At 73.5% G+C, this 20,460-nt stretch carries 15 protein-coding genes; 7 read left to right on the top strand and 8 right to left on the bottom strand.

What is annotated here, in order from left to right:
- The first annotated feature begins 110 nt into the window (after positions 1 to 110).
- Positions 111 to 587, top strand: a complete 477-nt coding sequence (locus tag O2V63_RS04490; RefSeq protein ID WP_269166363.1) for an ASCH domain-containing protein — start codon at positions 111 to 113, stop codon at positions 585 to 587.
- A 281-nt stretch (positions 588 to 868) separates the two neighbouring features.
- Positions 869 to 3,196: a metallophosphoesterase gene (locus O2V63_RS04495; RefSeq protein WP_269166364.1), complete on the top strand. Its 2,328-nt coding sequence runs from the start codon at positions 869 to 871 to the stop codon at positions 3,194 to 3,196.
- A gap of 127 nt (positions 3,197 to 3,323) precedes the next feature.
- On the opposite strand, the gene O2V63_RS04500 is transcribed toward O2V63_RS04495, so the two are convergent.
- The 4 genes from O2V63_RS04500 to O2V63_RS04515 all read right to left on the bottom strand — a co-directional run bounded on the left by O2V63_RS04500 (position 3,324) and on the right by O2V63_RS04515 (position 7,206).
- Entirely contained in the window at positions 3,324 to 4,337 is a 1,014-nt protein-coding gene (locus tag O2V63_RS04500) for an NADPH:quinone reductase (protein WP_269166365.1), read from the bottom strand.
- A gap of 39 nt (positions 4,338 to 4,376) precedes the next feature.
- On the bottom strand, positions 4,377 to 4,607 hold the full coding sequence (locus O2V63_RS04505) for a WhiB family transcriptional regulator (RefSeq protein WP_269166941.1): 231 nt from the start codon (positions 4,605 to 4,607) through the stop codon (positions 4,377 to 4,379).
- 424 nt (positions 4,608 to 5,031) lie between these two features.
- Positions 5,032 to 6,714, bottom strand: a complete 1,683-nt coding sequence (locus tag O2V63_RS04510; protein ID WP_269166366.1) for a DUF885 domain-containing protein — start codon at positions 6,712 to 6,714, stop codon at positions 5,032 to 5,034.
- Positions 6,715 to 6,756: 42 nt separating this feature from the next.
- On the bottom strand, positions 6,757 to 7,206 hold the full coding sequence (locus O2V63_RS04515; protein WP_269166367.1) for a cupin domain-containing protein: 450 nt from the start codon (positions 7,204 to 7,206) through the stop codon (positions 6,757 to 6,759).
- 141 nt (positions 7,207 to 7,347) lie between these two features.
- Between O2V63_RS04515 and O2V63_RS04520 the strand changes: the two genes are divergently transcribed.
- Together O2V63_RS04520 and O2V63_RS04525 are read left to right on the top strand one after the other, a co-directional pair.
- Positions 7,348 to 8,187 carry an SRPBCC family protein gene (locus O2V63_RS04520; protein WP_269166368.1) on the top strand — a complete coding sequence of 280 codons (840 nt, stop codon included), beginning with the start codon at positions 7,348 to 7,350 and terminating at the stop codon, positions 8,185 to 8,187.
- Positions 8,188 to 8,349: 162 nt separating this feature from the next.
- Positions 8,350 to 10,293 (top strand): glycosyl hydrolase family 28-related protein, encoded by a 1,944-nt coding sequence (locus tag O2V63_RS04525; RefSeq protein ID WP_269166369.1) that lies wholly within the window; start codon positions 8,350 to 8,352, stop codon positions 10,291 to 10,293.
- A 42-nt stretch (positions 10,294 to 10,335) separates the two neighbouring features.
- On the opposite strand, the gene O2V63_RS04530 is transcribed toward O2V63_RS04525, so the two are convergent.
- From O2V63_RS04530 to O2V63_RS04540, 3 genes are all read right to left on the bottom strand, one after another.
- Positions 10,336 to 11,313, bottom strand: a complete 978-nt coding sequence (locus O2V63_RS04530) for a LacI family DNA-binding transcriptional regulator (protein WP_269166370.1) — start codon at positions 11,311 to 11,313, stop codon at positions 10,336 to 10,338.
- A gap of 89 nt (positions 11,314 to 11,402) precedes the next feature.
- Positions 11,403 to 14,003 carry a bifunctional FO biosynthesis protein CofGH gene (locus O2V63_RS04535; protein WP_269166371.1) on the bottom strand — a complete coding sequence of 867 codons (2,601 nt, stop codon included), beginning with the start codon at positions 14,001 to 14,003 and terminating at the stop codon, positions 11,403 to 11,405.
- Between the two features lie 184 nt (positions 14,004 to 14,187).
- Entirely contained in the window at positions 14,188 to 14,697 is a 510-nt protein-coding gene (locus O2V63_RS04540; protein WP_269166372.1) for a flavin reductase family protein, read from the bottom strand.
- A 26-nt stretch (positions 14,698 to 14,723) separates the two neighbouring features.
- Here O2V63_RS04540 and O2V63_RS04545 point away from each other — a divergent pair, with 26 nt between their 5' ends.
- From O2V63_RS04545 to O2V63_RS04555, 3 genes are all read left to right on the top strand, one after another.
- Positions 14,724 to 16,148 (top strand): dihydrolipoyl dehydrogenase family protein, encoded by a 1,425-nt coding sequence (locus O2V63_RS04545; protein WP_269166373.1) that lies wholly within the window; start codon positions 14,724 to 14,726, stop codon positions 16,146 to 16,148.
- Between the two features lie 3 nt (positions 16,149 to 16,151).
- Positions 16,152 to 17,138 (top strand): NAD(+)/NADH kinase, encoded by a 987-nt coding sequence (locus O2V63_RS04550; protein ID WP_269166374.1) that lies wholly within the window; start codon positions 16,152 to 16,154, stop codon positions 17,136 to 17,138.
- Positions 17,139 to 17,225: 87 nt separating this feature from the next.
- Positions 17,226 to 18,056: an SGNH/GDSL hydrolase family protein gene (locus tag O2V63_RS04555; protein ID WP_269166375.1), complete on the top strand. Its 831-nt coding sequence runs from the start codon at positions 17,226 to 17,228 to the stop codon at positions 18,054 to 18,056.
- 54 nt (positions 18,057 to 18,110) lie between these two features.
- On the opposite strand, the gene O2V63_RS04560 is transcribed toward O2V63_RS04555, so the two are convergent.
- Positions 18,111 to 20,429 carry an EAL domain-containing protein gene (locus O2V63_RS04560; protein ID WP_269166376.1) on the bottom strand — a complete coding sequence of 773 codons (2,319 nt, stop codon included), beginning with the start codon at positions 20,427 to 20,429 and terminating at the stop codon, positions 18,111 to 18,113.
- Between the last annotated feature and the right edge of the window lie 31 nt (positions 20,430 to 20,460).

Genomic DNA, 20,460 nt, shown 5'->3' on the forward strand with positions numbered 1-20,460 from the left:
ACTCTCGCGCTTGAAGCGCTTGGCGGATCGGAACCGTCAGACGTTGCAGCTATGGTCCGCCTTCAAGCTATCTCCGTCACTCGCGCGTGATCTACTGAAGGAGTCGGACAGTGCTCACCCATGAAGCTCCGGTCCTTGATCGACTCATGATGCTATCGATACACCCACGTTTCGTTGACCAGATAGTCGCTGGCACGAAAACTGTCGAGCTCAGACGAACCCGGCCGTCAGTCACAGTTGGTCAGCCGGTTGCAATCTATGCAACGGTGCCCTCGGCCGCCGTAGTCGCCACCTGTCGCGTAACGGCGATCGATGTTTGTCCACCCGAAAAGCTGTGGGACTTGGTCGAAGACTGCGCTGGCATTCCTCGATCAATGTTCGATTCGTACTTTGCTGGCTCCGCAGTGGGTGTTGGAATTCATCTGGGGGATGTCGAGTCTCTTGAGCAGGCGGTCACGTTGGGTGAGCTGCGGGCCAAGGGGCCGTTCTATCCGCCGCAGACGTGGAGGTTCTTCGACCGTGACGGCCTGAAGGCGCTATTGGCCGAGCACCCTTCGATGCATGGGCTGGCGTCACTCCTTCTGTAGTTGGGCGCGCGGGTGTGGGGCGCTGGAGTCACTCCACGTGTTGGTCATCAGTCCTCCCCCGTACGCTCGGTGAACTCCTCCTTGCTTCCGTTGAGGTGTAAAGGCCTGAGGTGCCGCCGTTAGACCGGCAGACCGTTTCGGCTGAAAACATGGAGTGACTACAGCTTCACGTCCGGCTGGTGCGGCGTACACAGCGCGTACACCGAGCGGCCACGGCCGCTCGACAGCGTGCGGAGGCGGTGGGACCCCCCACCGCCCCAGCACAGTCGAAGGACGTCCCCATGCACCTGCTCAGCCCACGGCCCGCACACCGCGGCGCCACCCCCGCCCGGACGGCGTGCCTGCGGGCCGTCGCCGGGGTCGGGGTGGCCGCCACGGTCGCCGGTCTCGCCACCGCCGGTGGCCTGGTCACCGCCGGCCCAGCGGCGGCCGCGCCCGTCGAGGCCGCGCCCGTCGAGACCGCTGCCACCGAGCCGGCCTCCCGGTTCACCCTCGCCGTCCTGCCGGACACGCAGTTCTACTCCCGGTACGCCGAGTCGGAGTTCGAGCGGCCCGACCGCTACGGCGACGGCAACAACCCCTTCGCCGCCCAGACCGAGTGGCTCGCCGAGCACGCCGACGAGCTGCGCATCCCGTTCGTCGCCCACCTCGGCGACGTCGTCGACCAGGTGAACACCGAGGGCGAGTGGCGCACCGCCGACGCTGCCATGCAGACCCTGGACGACGCCGACCTGCCGTACTCGGTGCTGGCCGGCAACCACGACGTCCGGAACAGCTCGAGCAACCACTACGACGACCAGTACGACCTGGCCCGGGAGCCCTTCCTGCGCTGGTTCGGGCCTGACCGGGCGGCCGAGCAGTCGACCTACGGCGGCAGCGACCCGACGGGGATGAACCAGTACCACGTCTTCGAGGCCGAGGGTCAGCAGTTCATGGTGCTGGCGCTGTCCTGGCGCGCCTCGGACGCCACCCTCGCCTGGGCCGACGAGGTGATGGCGCAGCACCCGACCCTGCCGGTCATCCTCACCTCGCACGACATCATCGGCATCCAGGACGACGGGGTCTCCCCGCAGGAGACCGGCTACGGCCTGCGGCTCTGGGACCAGCTCATCAAGGGCAACGACCAGATCTTCATGACCCTGAACGGCCACTTCCACGGGGCGACCCGGCTGACCAAGCAGAACGACTTCGGTCACCCGGTGACCCAGGTCCTGATGGACTACCAGATGGCCTACGAGGGCGGGAACGGCTACCTCGGCCTGTTCGAGTTCGACCTCACCAACGACACCATCTCGGCGCAGACCGCCTCGCCGTGGGTGGTCGCCAAGCCGCAGGAGAAGCTGACCTCCTACGACCAGGCGTTCCTCGAGGGCCCCAACCAGCAGTTCACCCTGGACGTCGACTTCTCCGAGCGGTTCGCCGGCTTCAACCCCGGGTTCACCGCCGGCTCCGCCGACGAGCCCTCGCTCACCCAGGCGGCGCGCGACATCCTGCTCGACGGCTTCGTCAGCCCCGACCCGGTCACCACCGAGCTGCCGGGCTCGACGGCGGACTACCCGCAGGTCGAGGGGACGCTGGCGCACTGGCGGATGAACGGGCTGCGCGGGGTGGTCGCCCAGGGCGGCGTCATCCGCGACGTCGAGGGCAACAACCGCAACAACCTCATGCGCGTGCCGATCAGCCGGTCCGGTTCGCCGACCGCTCAGCTCCGGGACGTCAACTTCTCCCAGGAGGCGCACCCGTACTCCTCGGACGGAGCCGCGGTCTGCTTCAGCAACGCCAGCAAGCAGACCGACCGCTACAGCTACCTGACCACCCGCGCGGACGCGCCGGTGAACCTGGCGGCGCTCGAGAACGGCTACACGATCGAGACGTTCCTCCAGATCGACGAGAGCTGGACCCAGTCCGACAACGCGTGGATGAAGGCGATCGTGCGCTCGGGCAACCGCTCGCAGATCGGCGTGCCGCAGACCCGCTGGGACTGGACGGCGTCCCCGGTGGCCCTGGGCCTGTCGAACCTCAAGGAGTTCCAGTGGACCGAGGTGCCGATCGACACCGCCAAGGGTGACCGCACCTCGTGGTCGGGCGAGATCATGGTCGACACCTGGGCGCACGTGGCCCTGGTGAACGACCCGGCCACGGCCACCACGACGATGTACGTCGACGGCGCCCCGGTGCTGCGCAACGCCTCGAACACCGTGGGCCACGGGCTGGACGACGCGATGCCGTGGATCTTCGGTGCCGACTGGGTCGACGACCAGGCGACCAACGGCTGGAACGGCTGCATCGGTGAGACCCGCGTGGTCGACCACCCGATCGGCCAGGACGAGTGGCTGACCGCCCGGGCCGACATCGAGGGCCTCACGGTCACCTCGCCGGCGGTCGACACGACGACATCGCCGGCGGTCACGGCCACCGGCACCGGCACCCCCGGCGCCACCGTCACGGTGACGGCCGGCATCACGCGCACGGTCGTCGTCGGCCAGGACGGCACCTGGCGGGCGGCCCTGGGCACGCTGCGCCCGGGCACGTACGAGCTGACCGCCCAGCAGTCGCTGGGTGAGCGGTCCGCCGACCCGGTGAGCGTGCCGTTCCGCGTGGCCCGCTGACCTGACCCGAGCACGGCGACACCCCCTCTCCCGGCCTGAGCCGGGGGAGGGGGTGTCCTCGTGTCCGGGTCGGCCCCCTGCAGGGCCCCGCCGCGAGCTTGCGAGTGGTGGGGCAGGGGGTCCTTCATCAGGCGGTGACGTCGATGAGCACCTTGCCGACGGCGCCGTCCTGGACGGCCTGGTGGGCGGCCGCGGTCTCGGACAGCGGGTGGACGTGCAGCGGCAGCCCGGCGTCCGCGCCCACCCGGACCGCGCCGTCGAGCACCGCGGCGTTGACGTCCTCGACGGCGATGTCCTTGGCCCGGGCGGGTTCGGTGTAGACGAGCACGAACTGCCAGCGGGCGTTGGGGACCATCTGGGCGCGCACCGGGATGGTCACCTCGGCACCGCCGTCGTCGGCGTACATGGCGACCGCGCCGTGCAGGGCGATCACCTGGGCATCGGTGGCGGCGTTCTGCGCGGCGGAGACCTCGACGATCGAGTCGACGCCCTTCGGCGCGATCTTGCGGACCTCGGTGACGACGTCCTGCCGCTTGTAGTCGATGACGTGGTCGGCGCCGGCCTTGGCGGCCAGCTGTGCCTTCGCCGGGGAGCTGACCGTGGCGATGACGGTGGCCTCGGCCCAGCGGGCGAGCTGGATGGCGGCGTTGCCGACCGCGCCGGCGCCGCCCTGCACCAGCACGGTGCGGCCGTTGAGCGAGCCGGGGGCGAGGCGGTCGGGGAGTGACTCCGCCACGGTGAGGCAGCGGTGTGCGGTGAGGAACGGGATGCCGAGGGCGGCGCCCAGTTCGAAGGAGGGGTCGGCGCCCAGGAGCACGGTCTGCCGGGCCGGGACGACGGTGTACTCCGCCGCCGTGCCGTGCGGCCGCTGCCACGCGGCCTCCCAGACCCACACCCGCTCGCCGACGACCACGGGGTCGACGCCCTCGCCGACCGCGTCGATCGTGCCGGCGCCGTCCTGGTCGGGCACCTGGCCGCCGGGGCCGGGCTGGGCGGTGCTGCGGGTCTTCCAGTCGGTGGGGTTCACGCCGGAGAAGGCCAGGCGCACCCGCACCTCACCGGGGCCGGGGTCGGGAGTGGGGCGGTCGACGAGCTGCAGGACGTCAGGGCCGCCGGGCTGGGTGTAGGTGATGGCTCGCACGAACCCCTGCTACCCGTCGGGAGGGCTCCGATGCGCCGTTCAGCTGGCGCGGCGGCGCAGGCGACGACGCTCGCGCTCGGAGAGGCCGCCCCAGATGCCGAAGCGCTCGTCCATGGTGAGGGCGTACTCCAGGCACTCGGCGCGGACCTCGCAGCCGGTGCAGATCTTCTTCGCCTCGCGGGTCGAGCCGCCCTTCTCCGGGAAGAACGCCTCCGGGTCGGTCTCGGCGCACAGGGCGCGCTCCTGCCAGCTCTGGTCCTCGGTGTCCATGCCCGGGAAGCCGGCGTCGAAGACGTCGGCCAGGCCCAGCACGTCCTGCCCGTAGGTGACCGGCGCCGCCTCGGCGGCTGCGGTCCGGTAGTCGCTCATCCACGTCACGTCGGCCATCACGATGCGTCCCCCTGCGTCTCGTTCCGGCGTACCGCGGACGCGGTTGCCGTTTCGTCACCGTCGGTGACGTCGAGAGGAATTACACGGGGGTCATTCCAGGGCGTCAAATGTCGGGGATGTGACGCCGAGTCCCACGGGTCACAGCCGTCCCGTGGACCTCACGAGCATGTGGAGATCGGCCCGACACGCCGTGTCCGGGGTCAGGTTCTGCCCACGGGGACCGAACGGTTCGTCCACATCGAGAACGGCCGCCGGCGCTGGATCTGGACGTTCCGGACCGTCGATGTCCACCCGGTGGTCGAGGTCAGAACCGGGCGAGTTCCGCCGCGAGCGGCCCCAGGCCCAGCGGCCCGAGGTCGAGGACGGCGCGGTGCCAGGCCTTGAGGTCGAAATCCGCGCCGGCGCGCTGCTCGGCCTGGGTGCGGCAGGTCAGGAACACCCGCTCGCCGACCTTGTAGGACGGCGCCTGGCCCGGCCAGCCCAGGTAGCGGTGCAGCTCGTCGACCCGCATCGCGTCCTCCATGTCCACGTGCGTGCGGAGGAACGCCAGCGCGACGTCGTACGTCCAGCGGTCGCCGGCGGCCCGGCCGGGCGGGATGGGCAGGTCCAGGTGGACGCCGATGTCCAGGACCACACGGGCGGCCCGCAGCTCCTGGGCGTCGAGCATGCCCAGCCGGTCGCCGGGGTCGTCGAGGAAGCCCAGTTCGCCCATCAGCCGCTCGGAGTACAGCGCCCAGCCCTCACCGTGCCCCGAACACCAGCAGAGCAGCCGCTGCCAGCGGTTGAGCAGGGCGGCGTTGTAGACGGTCTGGCCGACCTGCAGGTGGTGGCCGGGCACGCCCTCGTGGAAGACCGTGGTCGTCTCCCGCCAGGTGGTCATGTCGGTGACGCCGTCCGGCAGCGACCACCACATCCGGCCGGGACGGCTGAAGTCCTCGGTCGGGCCGGTGTAGTAGACGCCCTCGCCGGAGGTGGGGGTCAGCCGGCCCTCGACCTGCTTCACCGGGTCGGGGATGTCGAAGTGCACGCCGTCCAGCGCCGCCGTCGCCCGGTCGGCCGTGTCCTGCAGCCAGGCCTGCAACGCCTCGCGCCCGCGGACCTGCCGGGCCGGGTCGGCGTCCAGCACGGCCATCGCCTCGGCGATGCCCTTGCCGGGGGCGATCTGCTCGGCGACCGCCCGCTTCTCGGCGACGACCCGGGCCAGCTCGGCCCAGCCCCAGGCATAGGTCTCCTCCAGGTCGAGGTCCACGCCGGTGAACAGCCGGGACTCCAGCGCGTACCGCTCGCGACCGACGCCGTCCGGCTCGGGCGCGGAGGGCAGCAGCTCCCGCTCGAGGCGAGCAGCGAAGTCGTGCATCGCGGCATTCGCACCCTCGACCGCCCGTTCCAGGTCGACGCGCAGCGCGCCCTCGACCGATGGTGCTTCCCTGACGAACCCGGTGTAGAAGCCCGGCCGACCGGTGCGGCCGCCGTACCGGCGGGCGATCTGCGCACCCAGCCGCACCTGGCGCGCCGCTGGAGCCCGTCCGCGGCTGGCGGCGACGATCAGGCCCGTGGCGTAGCCGTCCAGCGCCTGGGGGAGGTGCTGGAGGCGGCGGGCCACGGTCGCCCAGTCCTGTTCCGTCTCGGTCCGCATGAGCTCGAAGCTGATCCGGAACTCCTGCAGGGGGCTCTGCACGTTGTTCAGCGCAGCCTGGGTCCAACCGGCGTCGTGCAGCGCCAGCTCGGCGCCCAGCCGCTCGAGCATCGCGCTGCGGGCCACGTCGTCCCGCCGGTCGACCGGCTCGATCCGCTCCACCTCGGCGACGGTGCGGCGCAGCAGGTCGGCCGTCCCCGTCCGGCCCTCAGGAGTCAGGTCGGGCCACTCGTCGTCGTGACCGGGCACGCCGATGCCGGTCGCGACCGTGGGGTCGTCCGCGGCGTAGGCGTCGACGAAGCGGTCGGCCAGCAGGTCGAGAGGGGACGGCGGACGCACGGGCTCGGTCACGCCGGGGACGCTAGCCGCGGGCAGGTACGGCTGCAGCGGGGCTCAGTCGTCGGCACCGCCGCCCTGTGGCGTCAGCGAGGGCAGGGCCACCACGATCGCCTCCTGGCTGCTGCGGGCGATCAGCACCACGGCCTCCTCGTCGCTGAGGTTCTCCTCGCGGTGCGGGGTGTACGGGGGCACGAAGACGTAGTCGCCCGGGCCGGTCTGCAGTCGCACCTCCTCGCCGTGCTCGGCGAAGACGAACACCGGGTGGCCGCGCAGCACGTGGATCGCGGTCTCGGAGTCGCCGTGGTGGTGGTCGCCGGAGCCGGTGTGCGGAGGCACGCGCGTCTCGCCCATCCACAGCCGCTGCGAACCGACCGTCGTGGCCGAGATCGCCTCCCGCCGGGACATGCCGGCGGTCTGGGCCGTCTCCGCGGACAGCTCACCGGCGCGGACGTGCCGCAGCGGCTGGTGCCAGTCGTCGTGGGTCTCCTGCTGTGGTCGGGCCACGGTGCTCCTCCAGCGGTTCGGGACGTCGTCGTCATCTTCGCCGATCCAGCCCGCAGGTCGCCGGTCCCCGACGCGTGGATCCACCGATCGACGGGGTAGGGGGTGGGCCAGAGCACGTCCTGCTACGAAGGAGGAACGGCGATGACCACCAAGGTCGAAGAGTCCATCCAGGTCGACGTCCCGGTACGCACCGCGTACGACCAGTGGACCCAGTTCGAGGACTTCCCGCACTTCATGGGCGGGGTCAAGGAGGTCTCCCAGCACGGTGACCAGCGACTGCACTGGGTGGCCGAGATCGCCGGGGTGAAGCGGGAGTGGGACGCCGCCATCCTGGAGCAGGTCCCCGACCAGAAGATCGCCTGGGCCGCCACGGGGGGCGCGACCAACGCCGGCGCCGTCCGGTTCGAGCCGGCCGGGCCCGCGGCCACGATCGTCCACCTGACCCTGGAGTACGAGCCCGAGGGCGTGGTGGAACAGGCCGGCGACAAGCTCGGGGTCGTGGGCCGGCAGGTGAAGTCGGACCTGAAGAAGTTCAAGGACCTGATCGAGGACGAGGGCTACGCGAGCGGTGCATGGCGCGGGTCGGTCCGGCCCGGGATGGGGGCCGGCACGCCCGGTGTCGAGGACGCGGCGTCCTCTCGTGGGGACAGCGGCAAGGCCGGCGTCTCGGCGAAGACCGTCGCCGCCGGCGCAGCCGCGGTCGCCGCGGCCGGTGCGGCGCTGGCCGCCTCGAAGAGCGGGTCGGACAACGAGTCGCAGTCTCAGTCGCAGCCCGCGCAGCCGCGCGAGGTGCCCTCCTCGCCGCCGGTGGTCCCGGCGCAGCCGGTGACCGCTGTCGAGCAGCCGGTGACCGATGTCGAGCAGCCGCCGGCGGTCGAGGTGCGGGACGAGGTGCTGGTCGAGGACGACACCCCGGGGCGCACGGCGAACGGACGTGACGACGGCGAGGAGCCGATGGTCCGCGGCGGCAGCCCCCGCTGACCCGGACGGTGGGGGGAGGGGCCGGACCGGCCCTCCCCCCACCCACCGCGCAGCACCTCGAGGGCACGCCGATGCCCTCTTGACACAGCTCTGCACCTCGTCGACCCTCCCGGTGACCCGAGTCACGTGACACGTGTCACCTACTCAACGACGAGGACCCGCATGGCATCTCCCAGCGCCCCTGCCCGCCCGTTGTCCCCACCCCGCCGGCGATCGCCCGCCCGCGGCCGCCACCACCTCGGTGGCCTGCTGACCCTGGCCCTGCCACTCGCGTTCCTCGCCGTCCCGGCGATCGCGAGTGCCGCACCACCCGGCCACGGTCCGGGCGGGGGTCCGGGCGGGGGTCCGGGCGGAGGTGTGGCCGACCTCGGCCCGAACGTCACCGTCTTCGACCCGAGCATGCCGGTCGACCAGATCCAGGCCACCCTCGACGCCACCTATGCCCAGCAGGTCGACAACGAGATGGGCACCGAGCGCTACGCCTACCTCTTCGAGCCGGGCACCTACGGCACCGACAGCGACCCGCTGCAGATCAAGGTCGGCTACTACACGGAGATCTCGGGGCTCGGCGCCTCGCCGTCCGACGTGGTCATCAACGGCAAGGTGGAGACCTACAACCGCTGCCTCGCGCCGGACAACTGCATCGCGCTGAACAACTTCTGGCGCACCGTCTCCAACCTCACGATCCAGGTCAACGGCACCGGGCAGGACGGCTGCCGGGCGCCGACGAACTTCTGGGCCGTCTCCCAGGCGGTGTCCATGCGCCGAGTCCAGGTGCAGGGGGGCGACCTCTCCCTGATGGACTACTGCACCGCCGGGCCGCAGTACGCCAGCGGCGGGTTCATCGCCGACTCGACCGCCGCGACCGTCATCAACGGCTCGCAGCAGCAGTGGTACACCCGCAACAGCGTGATCGCCGAGTGGACCAACGGCGTGTGGAACCAGGTCTTCTCCGGCGTCGAGGGCGCCCCGGCCGACGCCACGTTCCCCGACCCGCCGTACACCACCCTGGAGACCACCCCGGTGAGCCGGGAGAAGCCGTTCCTGTTCCTGGACGAGCGAGGCCGCTACGCCGTCCGGGTGCCGGACGCCCAGCGCGACACCCGTGGGGTGAGCTGGGACGACGGGATGACCGCCGGGCGCACCATCCCGTTGTCCGAGTTCCTGGTCGTCACCCCGGACACCGGGTTCGGGCGGATCAACGCCCAGCTGGCCCGGGGCGGGCACCTGCTGTTCACCCCCGGGGTCTACGACGTCGCGCACAGCCTGAAGGTCAAGCGGGCGGACACCGTCGTGCTGGGCATCGGGCACGCGACGCTCACGGCCGACCGCGGTGTCACGCCGCTGGAGATCGAGGACGTGCCCGGCGTGGTCGTCGCCGGGATGACCATCGACGCCGGGAGCCGGCTGTCCCCGGTGCTGCTGCAGGTGGGTGACGACCGGGGCCGGTCCCGGTCCGACGCGGCGAACCCGACGACGCTGTCCGACGTCTACTTCCGGGTCGGCGGCCCGCACGTCGGGAAGACCGACGTCGCCCTGCAGGTGAACAGCGACCACGTGCTCATCGACCACACCTGGGTGTGGCGCGCCGACCACGGGGTGGAGGACTTCACCGCCGGGGTCAACGGCGACACCGACCGCTGGCGGACCAACGTCGGACGCAACGGCGTGGTCGTCAACGGCGACGACGTCACCGCCACCGGCCTCTTCGTCGAGCACTTCCAGCAGCACAACACCATCTGGAACGGCGAGCGCGGCCGGGTCGTGCTCTACCAGAACGAGATCCCCTACGACCCGCCGTCGCAGGCCGACTGGCAGGAGCCGGACGGCACGCTCGGCTGGGCCGGCTTCAAGGTCGGTGACCACGTCCGGCAGCACCGGCTGGACGGCGGCGGCGTCTACGGCTACCAGCGCAACGCCGAACCCGGCATCACCACCGAGACGGGGTTCGAGGTGCCGGTCACCCCGGGCGTGCAGCTGCACCACGTCATGACCGTCCACCTGGACGGCATCGGCGTCATCGAGAACGTGGTCAACGACGTCGGGGGCCGGTCGGACGCCAGCACCCAGGGCACGCCGCAGTACGTCGTGGACTACCCGGGCTGACCCGTCGCCGGCGGGCCGGGGCTTCGTGCCCCGGCCCGCCGGTCACGCCGAGTCCCGCACCACCAGCCGCAGCACCCCGGCCTGGTCGGCGGCGGGCGCCGGGGCGCCGTCCAGGGCCGCGGCGACGGCGGTGGCGATCGCCCGGGCCTGCACTCCCGCGTCCTGGGCGACGGTGGTCAGCGCCGGGTCGCTCAGCCGTCCGGCGGGCACGTCGTCGACGCCGATCACCGCGACGTCGCCCGGCACCGACAGCCCGCAGGCGCGCACGCCGGCGACGACCGCGAGCGCCACCTCGTCGTTGTAGGCGGCCACCGCGGTGACCCCCGCGCTGCGCCAGGCGCGGACGGCGGCGGTGGCCGAACCGACGTCCAGGTCGACGTCCTGCACCACCGGCGCGGGCAGCCCGCGCCGCGCGCACTCGGTGCGCACCCCGCTCAGCCGCCGCTCGGCGAAGTCGGCAAGCCGGGGCTCGGCGGGTGCGGCCCAACCGAGGTGGACGTGGCCGGCTTCGGCCAGGTGCCGCACCTGCAGCTGCCCGACCCGGGTCTGCGGGACGGCGAACACCGCGTGCGGGTCCTCGTCGAGGGAGGTGTTCAGCACCTGGATGCCGGCCCGGCGCATGGCATCGGCGTCCTCCGCCCCGAACTCGGTGAATCCGACGACGGCACGCGGGGTCACCGCCCGCCACAGCTCCGCCAGCGGGCGAGGCCCCCGGCCGTGGTGCACCAGCACCGACAGCTGCCGGTCGGCCAGCTCCCGGGTCAGCTCGTCGAGGACGGTGTCCAGGACCGGCCCCACCGTCCAGTTCGGCAGTACGCAGAGCACCAGGTCGCTGCGGCCGCTGCGCAGCGTCCGGGCGGCGGCCGAGGGGGAGTAGCCGAGCCGGGCCGCCGCCGCCAGCACCCGTTCCCGGGTGTCCGCGGAGATCATCGCGCCGTGCTTGTCGTTGAGCACGTAGCTCACCGTCGTCCGGGAGACGCCGCTCTCCTGGGCGACGTCGGCGCTGGTGACCCGTGGCACGTCTCTCCTCCCGCCCGGTGTGCTGCGGTGATCGTGCCGTACCGGTGCCCGACGGGGGACGCGCTCGTGCGCCGGCCCCCGGCGCGGGGTCAGACGAGCTTGAGGGTGAGCGCCTGACGGCCCTCCTCCGAGCGGGCGGTGGCCATCCGCTCGGCGCTCGGGGTGCCGTAGTCCGTCGTCCGCTGGCGGGCCGGCCGGCCGATCGCGGCGGCCATCGCCTCCAGCTCGGCGATCGTCTTCAGCGACCCGTTGCCCGAGCCGGCCATCCGGCTGATCGTCTCCTCCATCAGTGTGCCGCCCAGGTCGTTGGCCCCGCCGTCGAGCATCGCCTGCGTGCCGGTGTCGCCGAGCTTCACCCACGAGGTCTGGATGTTGTCGATCCGGCCGTGCAGCAGCAACCGGGCGACGGCGTGCACCGCCCGGTTCTCCCGGTTCGTCGGCCCTGGCCGGGCCACCCCGGCCAGGTAGATCGGCGAGTTGTGGTGCACGAAGGGCAGCAGGACGAACTCGCGGAACCCGCCGGTCCGGTCCTGCAGGGCGGCGAGCGTGCGCAGGTGGGCGACCCAGTGGGCGGGCGTGTCGACGTGGCCGTACATCATCGTCGAGGTCGTCGGCAGGCCCACGGTGTGCGCCGTCTCGACGATCTCCAGCCAGGTCGCCGTCGGCAGCTTGCCCTTGGTGAGCACCCAGCGGACGTCGTCGTCCAGGATCTCCGCCGCGGTGCCGGGGAGGGAGTCGACCCCGGCCTCCTTCGCCGCGGTGAGGAAGTCGCGGAAGCTCAACCCGGTGCGGGCGGCGCCGTTGACGACCTCCATCGGCGAGAAGGCGTGCAGGTGGATGTCGGGACGGCGGGACTTCACCTCCCGGGCCAGGTCGAAGTAGGCGGTGCCGGGCAGGTCGGGGTGGATGCCGCCCTGCATGCAGATCTCGGTCGCCCCGCCGGCCCAGGCCTCGTCGACCCGGTCGCCGACCTGCTGCATCGACAGGGTGAAGGCGTCGGCGTCGGTGCGTCGCTGGGCGAACGCGCAGAACCGGCAGCCGGTGTAGCAGACGTTGGTGAAGTTGACGTTCCGGTTCACCACGTAGGTGACGTCGTCGCCGTTGACGTCCCGGCGGACGGCGTCGGCGAGCGCGCACAGGTGCTCGAGGTCGGTGCCGTCGGCGCCCAGCAGGGTCAGGTACTCGGCGTCGGAGAGCCCGGCCGGGTCCTGCTCGGCGTGCCGCAGCGCGGCCAGCACCTCCCGGTCGCCGACGGCCAGCGCGGTGGAGGAGCCGTCGCGGGCGGCGACGGTCGCCTCGCGGAGCTCCGACCAGTCGCCGTAGACGGCGTCGAAGTCGCTGCGCCGGTCGCCGGTGCGGCCCACGGTGTCGATCTCGGTGTGCAGGTCGACCCGGCCGGACGCCGTCCAGGCCTCGTCCGGTTCCTGCCACGGCAGGCCGACGGGCCGTCGGCCCTCCACCGCGAGCCCGTCGGGGCCGGCGAGCGCGGAGACGTGCGGGCGCACCCGGGGGTCCAGCCACGGCTCGGGCTGGGTGACGTAGCCGGGCTGGGCGGCCAGCCGCTCGCGCAGCGTGAACCCGGCCTCGGCGCTCAGTGCGGCGAGCTTGTCGATGTTCGGCCACGGCCGCTCGGGGTTGACGTGGTCGGGGGTGAGCGGGGAGACCCCGCCCCAGTCGTCGACGCCGGCGCGCAGCAGCAGGCCCAGCTCGGTCGAGTCGCTCAGGTTCGGCGGTGCCTGCACCCGGGCCGACGGGCCCAGCATCAGCCGGCTGACCGCGACTGCGGCCACGTACTCCTGCAGGTCCAGGTCGTCGTGCGCGGCCATCGCGGTGCGCGGCTTGGCCCGGAAGTTCTGCACGATGACCTCCTGCACGTGCTGGTGCCGCCGCGCCGAGGCGCGGATCTCGGCGATCGCGTCGACCCGCTCGGCGTAGGTCTCGCCGATCCCCAGCAGCACGCCGGTGGTGAACGGGACGGCGGAACGGCCGGCGTCCTCCAGCACCCGCAGCCGGACGGCGGGCTCCTTGTCCGGGCTGCCGAAGTGCGGGCCGCCGGGCTGCGACCACAGTCGGGTCGCCGTCGTCTCCAGCATCATCCCCATCGACGCGGCGACCGGCTTGAGCCGCTGGATCTCCTCCCAGGACAGCACGCCGGGGTTGAGGTGGGGGAGCAGCCCGGTCTCCTCCAGCACCCGGATCGCCATCGCCCGCAGGTAGCCCAGCGTGGAGTCGAACCCGTGCGCCTCCAGCCACTCGGCGGCGACCGGCCAGCGGTCCTCCGGGCGGTCGCCGAGGGTGAACAGCGCCTCCTTGCAGCCCAGCGCGGCGCCGGCCCGGGCGACGTCGAGCACCTCGTCCGGCGACAGGAACGGCGCCTTGCCCTGCGCGCGGAGCTGGCCCGGCGTGGTCACGAACGTGCAGTAGTGGCACCGGTCGCGGCACAGGTGGGTCAGCGGGATGAAGACCTTGCGGCTGTAGGTGACCACCCCCGGGCGCCCGGCCGAGGCGAGCCCGGCGTCCCGCACCCGGGAGGCCGCGGTCAGCAGCCGGTCCAGCGGTTCGCCCTCGCCCAGCCCGCGGGCGTACAGCAGGGTCTCGGCCTCGGTGGCGTCCAGCGTCACCCCGCGCTCGGCGCGCACCAGGGCACGGCGGAGGGCAGAGGGCGACGGGGCGGGGAGTGACTGGTTCATCTCCCGGCCGACGCTATCCCCGATGCCCGACCGCCGCGTCGGGGCGTCCCGCCCGGGTCGACCCGGTGGGGGAGGGGTTGAGCCGCGGGCGCACCCGGCCGGACGCTGCCGAACGCGGCTCCACCCGGCGTCCGTGACCTCCTCGGGACCACCACCAGAATGGCCATCTTGGTGGTGGTGCGGGTCAGGGACGGCGGAGGGGTGCGCCGACGCCGTCGGCCCAGCGGCCGCGGAGTCGCACCAGCGGGTCGCCGTCCCCGAGCACCGGGACGCCCTCCACGGTCAGCAGCACCACGACGTGGCTGCCGGCCTCGACCACCGAGGCGACCGTGCAGTCCAGCGCCGCCAGTGCACCGTCCAGCACGATCGCGTCGCTGACCGGGGCGCGGTGCCAGGGCACCGACTCCAGCAGGTGCCGGGCGCTGGGCCGCCCCGCCGACGCGAACCGGCTGGCCAGGATCGCCTGGTCGGTGCTCAGCACGTTCACCGCGCCGCTGCCGATGCCCTGCAGCACCTCGGCCGGGTACCCGTCGGCAGCCAGCCCCACGGCGATCAGCGGTGGGTCGGCGGAGACGCTCATCAACGAGGTGACCGTCGTCCCGACGTCGTCGATGTCGTCGCGCACGGTGAGCAGCACGACCCCGGCGGCGTACTGGCGCAGGGCGGCGGCGTGGTCGGCTGGATCGACAGGCACGGGGGTCAGTCGACCACAATGCCCAGGTGACCACTGCGGAGCAGACGTACGACGTCATCGTCCTGGGTGCCGGATCGACGGGGGAGAACGTCGCCGACATCGCCACCCGCGGCGGGCTGAGCACCGTGCTGGTGGAGAGCGAGCTGGTCGGCGGCGAGTGCTCCTACTGGGCCTGCATGCCCAGCAAGGCGCTGTTGCGCGGCAGCGAGGCGCTCGCCCAGGCTCGCGCCGTGTCCGGCGCCGCCGCCGCGGTCACCGGTGAGCAGGACGTCGCCGCGACCCTCGCCCGCCGGGACGGCTTCACCAGCCACTGGGACGACGCCGGCCAGGCGCAGTGGGTCGAGGACGCCGGGATCACCCTGGTGCGCGGGCACGGGCGGCTGGCGGGGGAGAAGCGGGTCGTCGTGGCCCAGGACGACGGCACGGAGCTGGTGCTCACCGCCCGGCACGCCGTCGCCGTCTGCACCGGGTCCCGCGGCGCCGTCCCGCCGGTCGAGGGCCTCGCCGACGTGCAGCCGTGGACCCCGCGGGAGGCGACCAGCGCCAAGGAGGCGCCGGGCCGGCTGCTGGTGCTCGGCGGCGGCTACGTCGGCAGCGAGATGGCCACCGCCTGGCAGCAGCTGGGCTCCGCGGTGACCCTGCTGCAGCGCGGGGGCCGGCTGCTGCCGGCCCTGGAGCCGGCCGCCGGCGAGGCGGTCGAGGCGTCGCTGCGGGCGATGGGCGTCGACGTCCGGCTGGGCAGCGAGGTGCGCTCGGCCCGGCGGGAGGACGGCGGTGACGTGGTGCTCACGACCGCCGACGGCGAGTTCCGCGGCGACGAGGTGCTGGTGGCCACCGGCCGCGCCGCCAACACCGACGAGATCGGGCTGGACACGGTCGGCCTGGAGCCGGGCGGGTACCTGGACGTCGACGAGTCGCTGCAGGTGCCCGGCGTCCCGTGGCTCTACGGCGTCGGCGACGTCAACGGCCGCCAGCAGCTGACCCACATGGGCAAGTACCAGGCGCGCCAGGCCGGCGCCGCGATCGTCGCCCGGGCGCGCGGCGAGCAGGTCGACCTGGCCGACTGGTCGCCGTTCGTCGCCACCGCGGACCGCCGGGCGACGCCGAGCGTGGTGTTCACCGACCCGCAGGTGGCGGCGGTCGGGATGACCGCCGCCCAGGCCGCCGACGCCGGCCTCCCGCACCGGGTCCTGGAGTACCCGATCGGCAGCATCGCCGGCGCCGCGCTCTTCGCCGACGGCTACGCCGGGACGGCGATCGCCGTGGTGGACACCGAGCGCGAGGTGCTGCTCGGCGTCACGTTCGTCGGCTCCGGGGTGGCCGAGCTGCTGCACTCGGCGACGATCGCGGTGGTCGGCGAGGTGCCGATCAGCCGCCTCTGGCACGCCGTCCCGTCCTACCCGACGATCAGCGAGATCTGGCTGCGCCTGCTCGAGACCCACCGGGGCTGACGGGTGCACGACGGCAGCCGGATCGGCCTCGTGCTGCACCCGTACCGCGACTGCGTGGGCGCGGTGGCCCAGGTGCTGGCCTGGACCACGACGCACGGGGTGGAGCTGGTCGCCGCGGCGGCGGACGTCGAGCGGCTGCACCTGCGCGGCGTGACGCCGGTGGACGTCGCCGAGCTGGCCAGCAGCTGCGACGGGATCATCGCCCTGGGCGGTGACGGCACGCTGCTCGGCGCGATGCGGATGGTGGTCGCCGACCCCGTCCCGGTGCTGGGCGTCAACTTCGGCCGGCTGGGCTTCCTCACCGAGGTCGAGGGCCAGGAGCTGGACGGGGCGCTCACCGCGCTGGCCGAGGGCCGCTCGACGCTGGAGTCGCGCAGCTGCCTGGTGGTGCGGGGGCCGGGCTGGGAGACCGTCGCGTTCAACGACGTCGTCCTGGCCCGGGTGCCGGGGGAGGGCATGGTCGACGCGACCCTGTCGGTGGCCGGCCGCCGCTACGGCCACTACCGCAGCGACGCGCTGATCATCGCCACCCCGATGGGGTCGACGGCCTACAACTTCGCCGCCGGCGGTCCGGTGATGTCCCCCGGGGCCGCGGGCGTGCTCGTCACCCCGTCGGCGCCGCTGAACGGCATCGACCGCACCGTGGTGCTGGGACTGCACGAGCCGCTGCACCTGGCGCTGCCGGAGACCGCCGGCCGCCCGGCCGTGGAGGTGGACGGCCTGGTGGTCGGTCGCCTCGGGCCGGGGGACGAGCTGCACGTCGAGGCCCGCGCGGACGCCGGGCTGCTGGTGCGGCTGGACGACTGGCTGGCCGCCGACCGCAGCCGGGTCAAGCTCTCGCTGCTGGACCTGCCGCTGCTGCCGGAGGAGCTGGTGGAGCTGGTGCCCGAGGAGCTGCGCCGCCGGACACCGGGCGGGGTGCCGGCCCCGGGCACCGGCCCGGTGCGGGCTCCGCAGGGCGCCAGCGGGCCCGGCGACGAGGTCGGCTGAGCCTGGCGACCTCAGGGCAACGGGGCAGCCGGGGCCGGCCGGACCCGGTCACCCTGGCGCCCGGAGCCGCGTGGTGCAGTAGGGGACGTGCAACCGGGCAGTGATCGTCGGACGTGGCAGCGGTACATCGCGCTGGGGGACTCCTTCACTGAGGGCCTCAGCGACCCCGAGCCCGGGACGCCGGACTCCTTCCGGGGCTGGGCCGACCGGCTCGCCGAGCACCTGGCCGCGGCCTCGCCGTCGGGCACCGTGGAGTACGCGAACCTCGCCGTCCGCGGCCGGTTGCTGGCGCAGGTGCTGACCGAGCAGGTGCCGGTCGCGCTCGCCTCCCGACCCGACCTGGTGAGCCTGGTCGCCGGTGGCAACGACCTGCTGCGCCCGGGCGCCGACCCCGACCGGCTGGCCGCGGACCTGGAGTCCGCCGTCGTCTCCCTCCGCACGGCCGGGGCCGACGTGCTGCTGGCCACCGGCGTGGACCCACGGCAGACGCCGATCATCCGCCGCACCCGGGGCCGGGTCGCGGTCTTCAACGCCCACCTGTGGTCGATCGCCGCCCGGCAGGGCGCCGTCGTGCTGGACCAGTGGGGCGCCTCCTGGGTCCAGGACGCCCGGATGTGGGACCCGGGCGACCGGATCCACCTGACGGCGGAGGGGCACCGACGGACGGCGCTGGCCGCCGCGGCCGCGCTGGGCGTCCCGGTGGCCGGTGACGACACGGACTGGCGCACGCCGCTGGACCCGGCGCCGCCGCTGCCGGTGCGGGAGGTGGTCGGCCAGGAACTCGCCTGGGTGCGCGGCTTCGTCCTGCCCTGGATCGGCCGCCGGTTGCGCGGTGAGTCCTCGGGCGACGGGCGGGCGGCCAAGCGACCCGACGCGCTCCCGTTGCGCGTCGGCGTCGTCCCCGTGCCGGACTCCTGACCCGGGGAACGGGCTCTTGACCCGGGGGACGGGCTCGCTGATCCGTTCCCCGGGTCAGCTGCGGCCGACCTCCGGCAGGTCGCCGGTGTCCAGGCCCAGCCGCTGCTGGAAGGACTCCAGCCACGGGCGCAGCCCGGAGAGGTCGGTCGGGTCGGCGGTCAGCGCCCGCAGGTCGCCCAGCTCCGCGGGCTCCCGCGGTCCGGGGACGCCCGGGGCATCGGGGGCACCGTTGGCGGCCAGCAGCGCACGCAGTTCCAGGAACGCGCTGGAGGGCCGGAAGACGCCCGGATCGAAGGAGTCGCCCTGCGGTGACCCCGCCTCGGGGACGTCGTCGTGCTCCGGTGCGTCGGCCGACGGCGTGGACGGGTGCTCCGACGCGGTCCCCGGGAGCTCGAAGGAGTCGAGCTGGGGGACGGCGGCGCTGCCCACGGCCGGGCCGGGCCCGTCGAGGTCCTGCTCGGCCAGCGCGGCGCCCAGGTCGAACCCGGGCCCGGGCTCGTCGTCGTCGTCCGATCCGGACCACTCCGGCTCGGGCTCGACGGCGGAGCTGTCGCCGGCTGCTGGGGTCGGGTCGGGCGTCGGGTGCACCGGCGGGTCGTCGAGGTCACCGAGCCGCGGGGGCGCCGGGTACTCGTCGAGCTGGCGGGCCGGCAGCGGGGCGGGTCGGCCGAAGGCGTAGCCCTGGGCCATCGCGCAGCCGTGCTCGCGCAGCCAGCGGGCCTGCTCGCCGTCCTCGATTCCCTCGGCGATCACCTGCAGGCCCATGCCCTGACCGAGCTGGAGCAGGCCCTGTACCAGGGCCGCGGTGGCCGGCTGGGCGACGATGTCGGCGACGAAGGAACGGTCGATCTTGAGAGTGTGGATGGGCAGCCGGTGCAGCGCGGTGATCGCGGAGTAGCCGGTGCCGAAGTCGTCCAGCGCCAGGGTCACGCCCGTCTCGGTCACCGTGTCGACGGCGTGCAGCGTGGCGTCCGCGGCGAACAGCGCGGTCGACTCGGTGATCTCCAGCTCCAGCCGCTCCGGCGCCAGCCCGGACTCGGCCAGGGCGTCGGCGACGAGTTCGCTGAAGCCCGGCTCAGCCAGGTGCCGGGCGGAGATGTTCACGTGCACCCGGAGTGCAGGGTCCCAGCCGGCGGCGTCCCAGCAGGCCTGGTGCAGCACCCAGGCGCCCAGCCGGGAGGTGAGCCGGTTGTCCTCGGCGGCGGACAGGAACGCGCCGGGGGGCAGCAGCCCGCGGGTCGGGTGCTGCCAGCGGATGAGCGCCTCGTAGCCGAGCAGGTGCTCGTCGGAGAGCGCGACGATCGGTTGGTAGAACAGCCGCAGCTCGCCGGCCTCCAGCGCGTGCCGCAGGTCGGTCTCCAGCTGCAGCTGGTCGACGTAGCCCTCGCCGAGCGCCTCGTCGTGCACCTCGATCCGGCCCCGGCCGCCGCTGGCCTTGGCCCGGGCGAGCGCGCTGTGTGCCTGCCGCAGCAGGGCCTCGGGGGCGAGGTCGGAGCCCAGTGTCATGCCGACGCTGGCCGACAGGGTCACCTCGCGGTCGAGCACGTGGAAGGGTTCGTCGAGCACGCCGAGCAGGCGGTCGGCCAGGGTGTGCAGCCCCTCGACGTCCTCGACGTCCTCGGCGAGGACGAGGAACTCGTCGGCCCCGAATCGGACGGCGGTGTCCTCCACCCGGGTGCTCCAGCGCAGCCGGTCGGCGACCTGGCAGAGCAGCTGGTCGCCGCCCTCGTGGCCCAGGGAGTCGTTCACGGCGGTGAAGCGGTCCAGGTCCAGGTGCAGCAGCCCGACCAGGGTGCCGCGCCGGCCGGATGCGGCCAGGGCGCGCTGCAGCCGCTCGGTGAGGGCCCGCCGGTTGGGCAGCCCGGTCAGCGGGTCGGTGAAGGTGCGGCGGACCAGGTCGTCCTCGACCCGGCGGCGGTCGGTCACGTCGACCAGGGTGAGCAGCACGAACTGCGGCTCGCCGTTGCTGTGGTGGACGAGCTCCTGGGTCTGCAGCGCCCAGATGCTGCTGCCGTCCGCGCGGCGCAACCGGCGCTCGCCGACGACCTGCAGCTGGGGGTCCAGCAGCGGGGTGCCGGGCAGGTGCTCGGCCGCGCGGTCCTCCAGGGGGACGTCGTCGGGGTGGGTGAGCAGGTCCAGGTGCCGGCCGACGAGCTCGCCGGAGGTCCGGCCGGTCAGCTCGCACATCGCCGGGTTGACGACGAGCAGCCGGCCGTCCGGGTCGACGACGGCCTTGGCGACGGGCGCGGACAGGAAGAGGGCACGGAAGAGCTGGCCGCGGTCGGCCAGCAGCACGTCGGCCGCGCTCAGTCGTCGCCCGGCAGCGCCGGCGGGCACGGGGGTGCCTGGCGACTCGGGGGCGGGGATGGTCACCCGGACAGCCTGGACCATGCCCCGCCCCCAG

The sequence above is a fragment of the Modestobacter sp. VKM Ac-2977 genome (assembly GCF_026968045.1).
Lineage (GTDB): Bacteria > Actinomycetota > Actinomycetes > Mycobacteriales > Geodermatophilaceae > Modestobacter.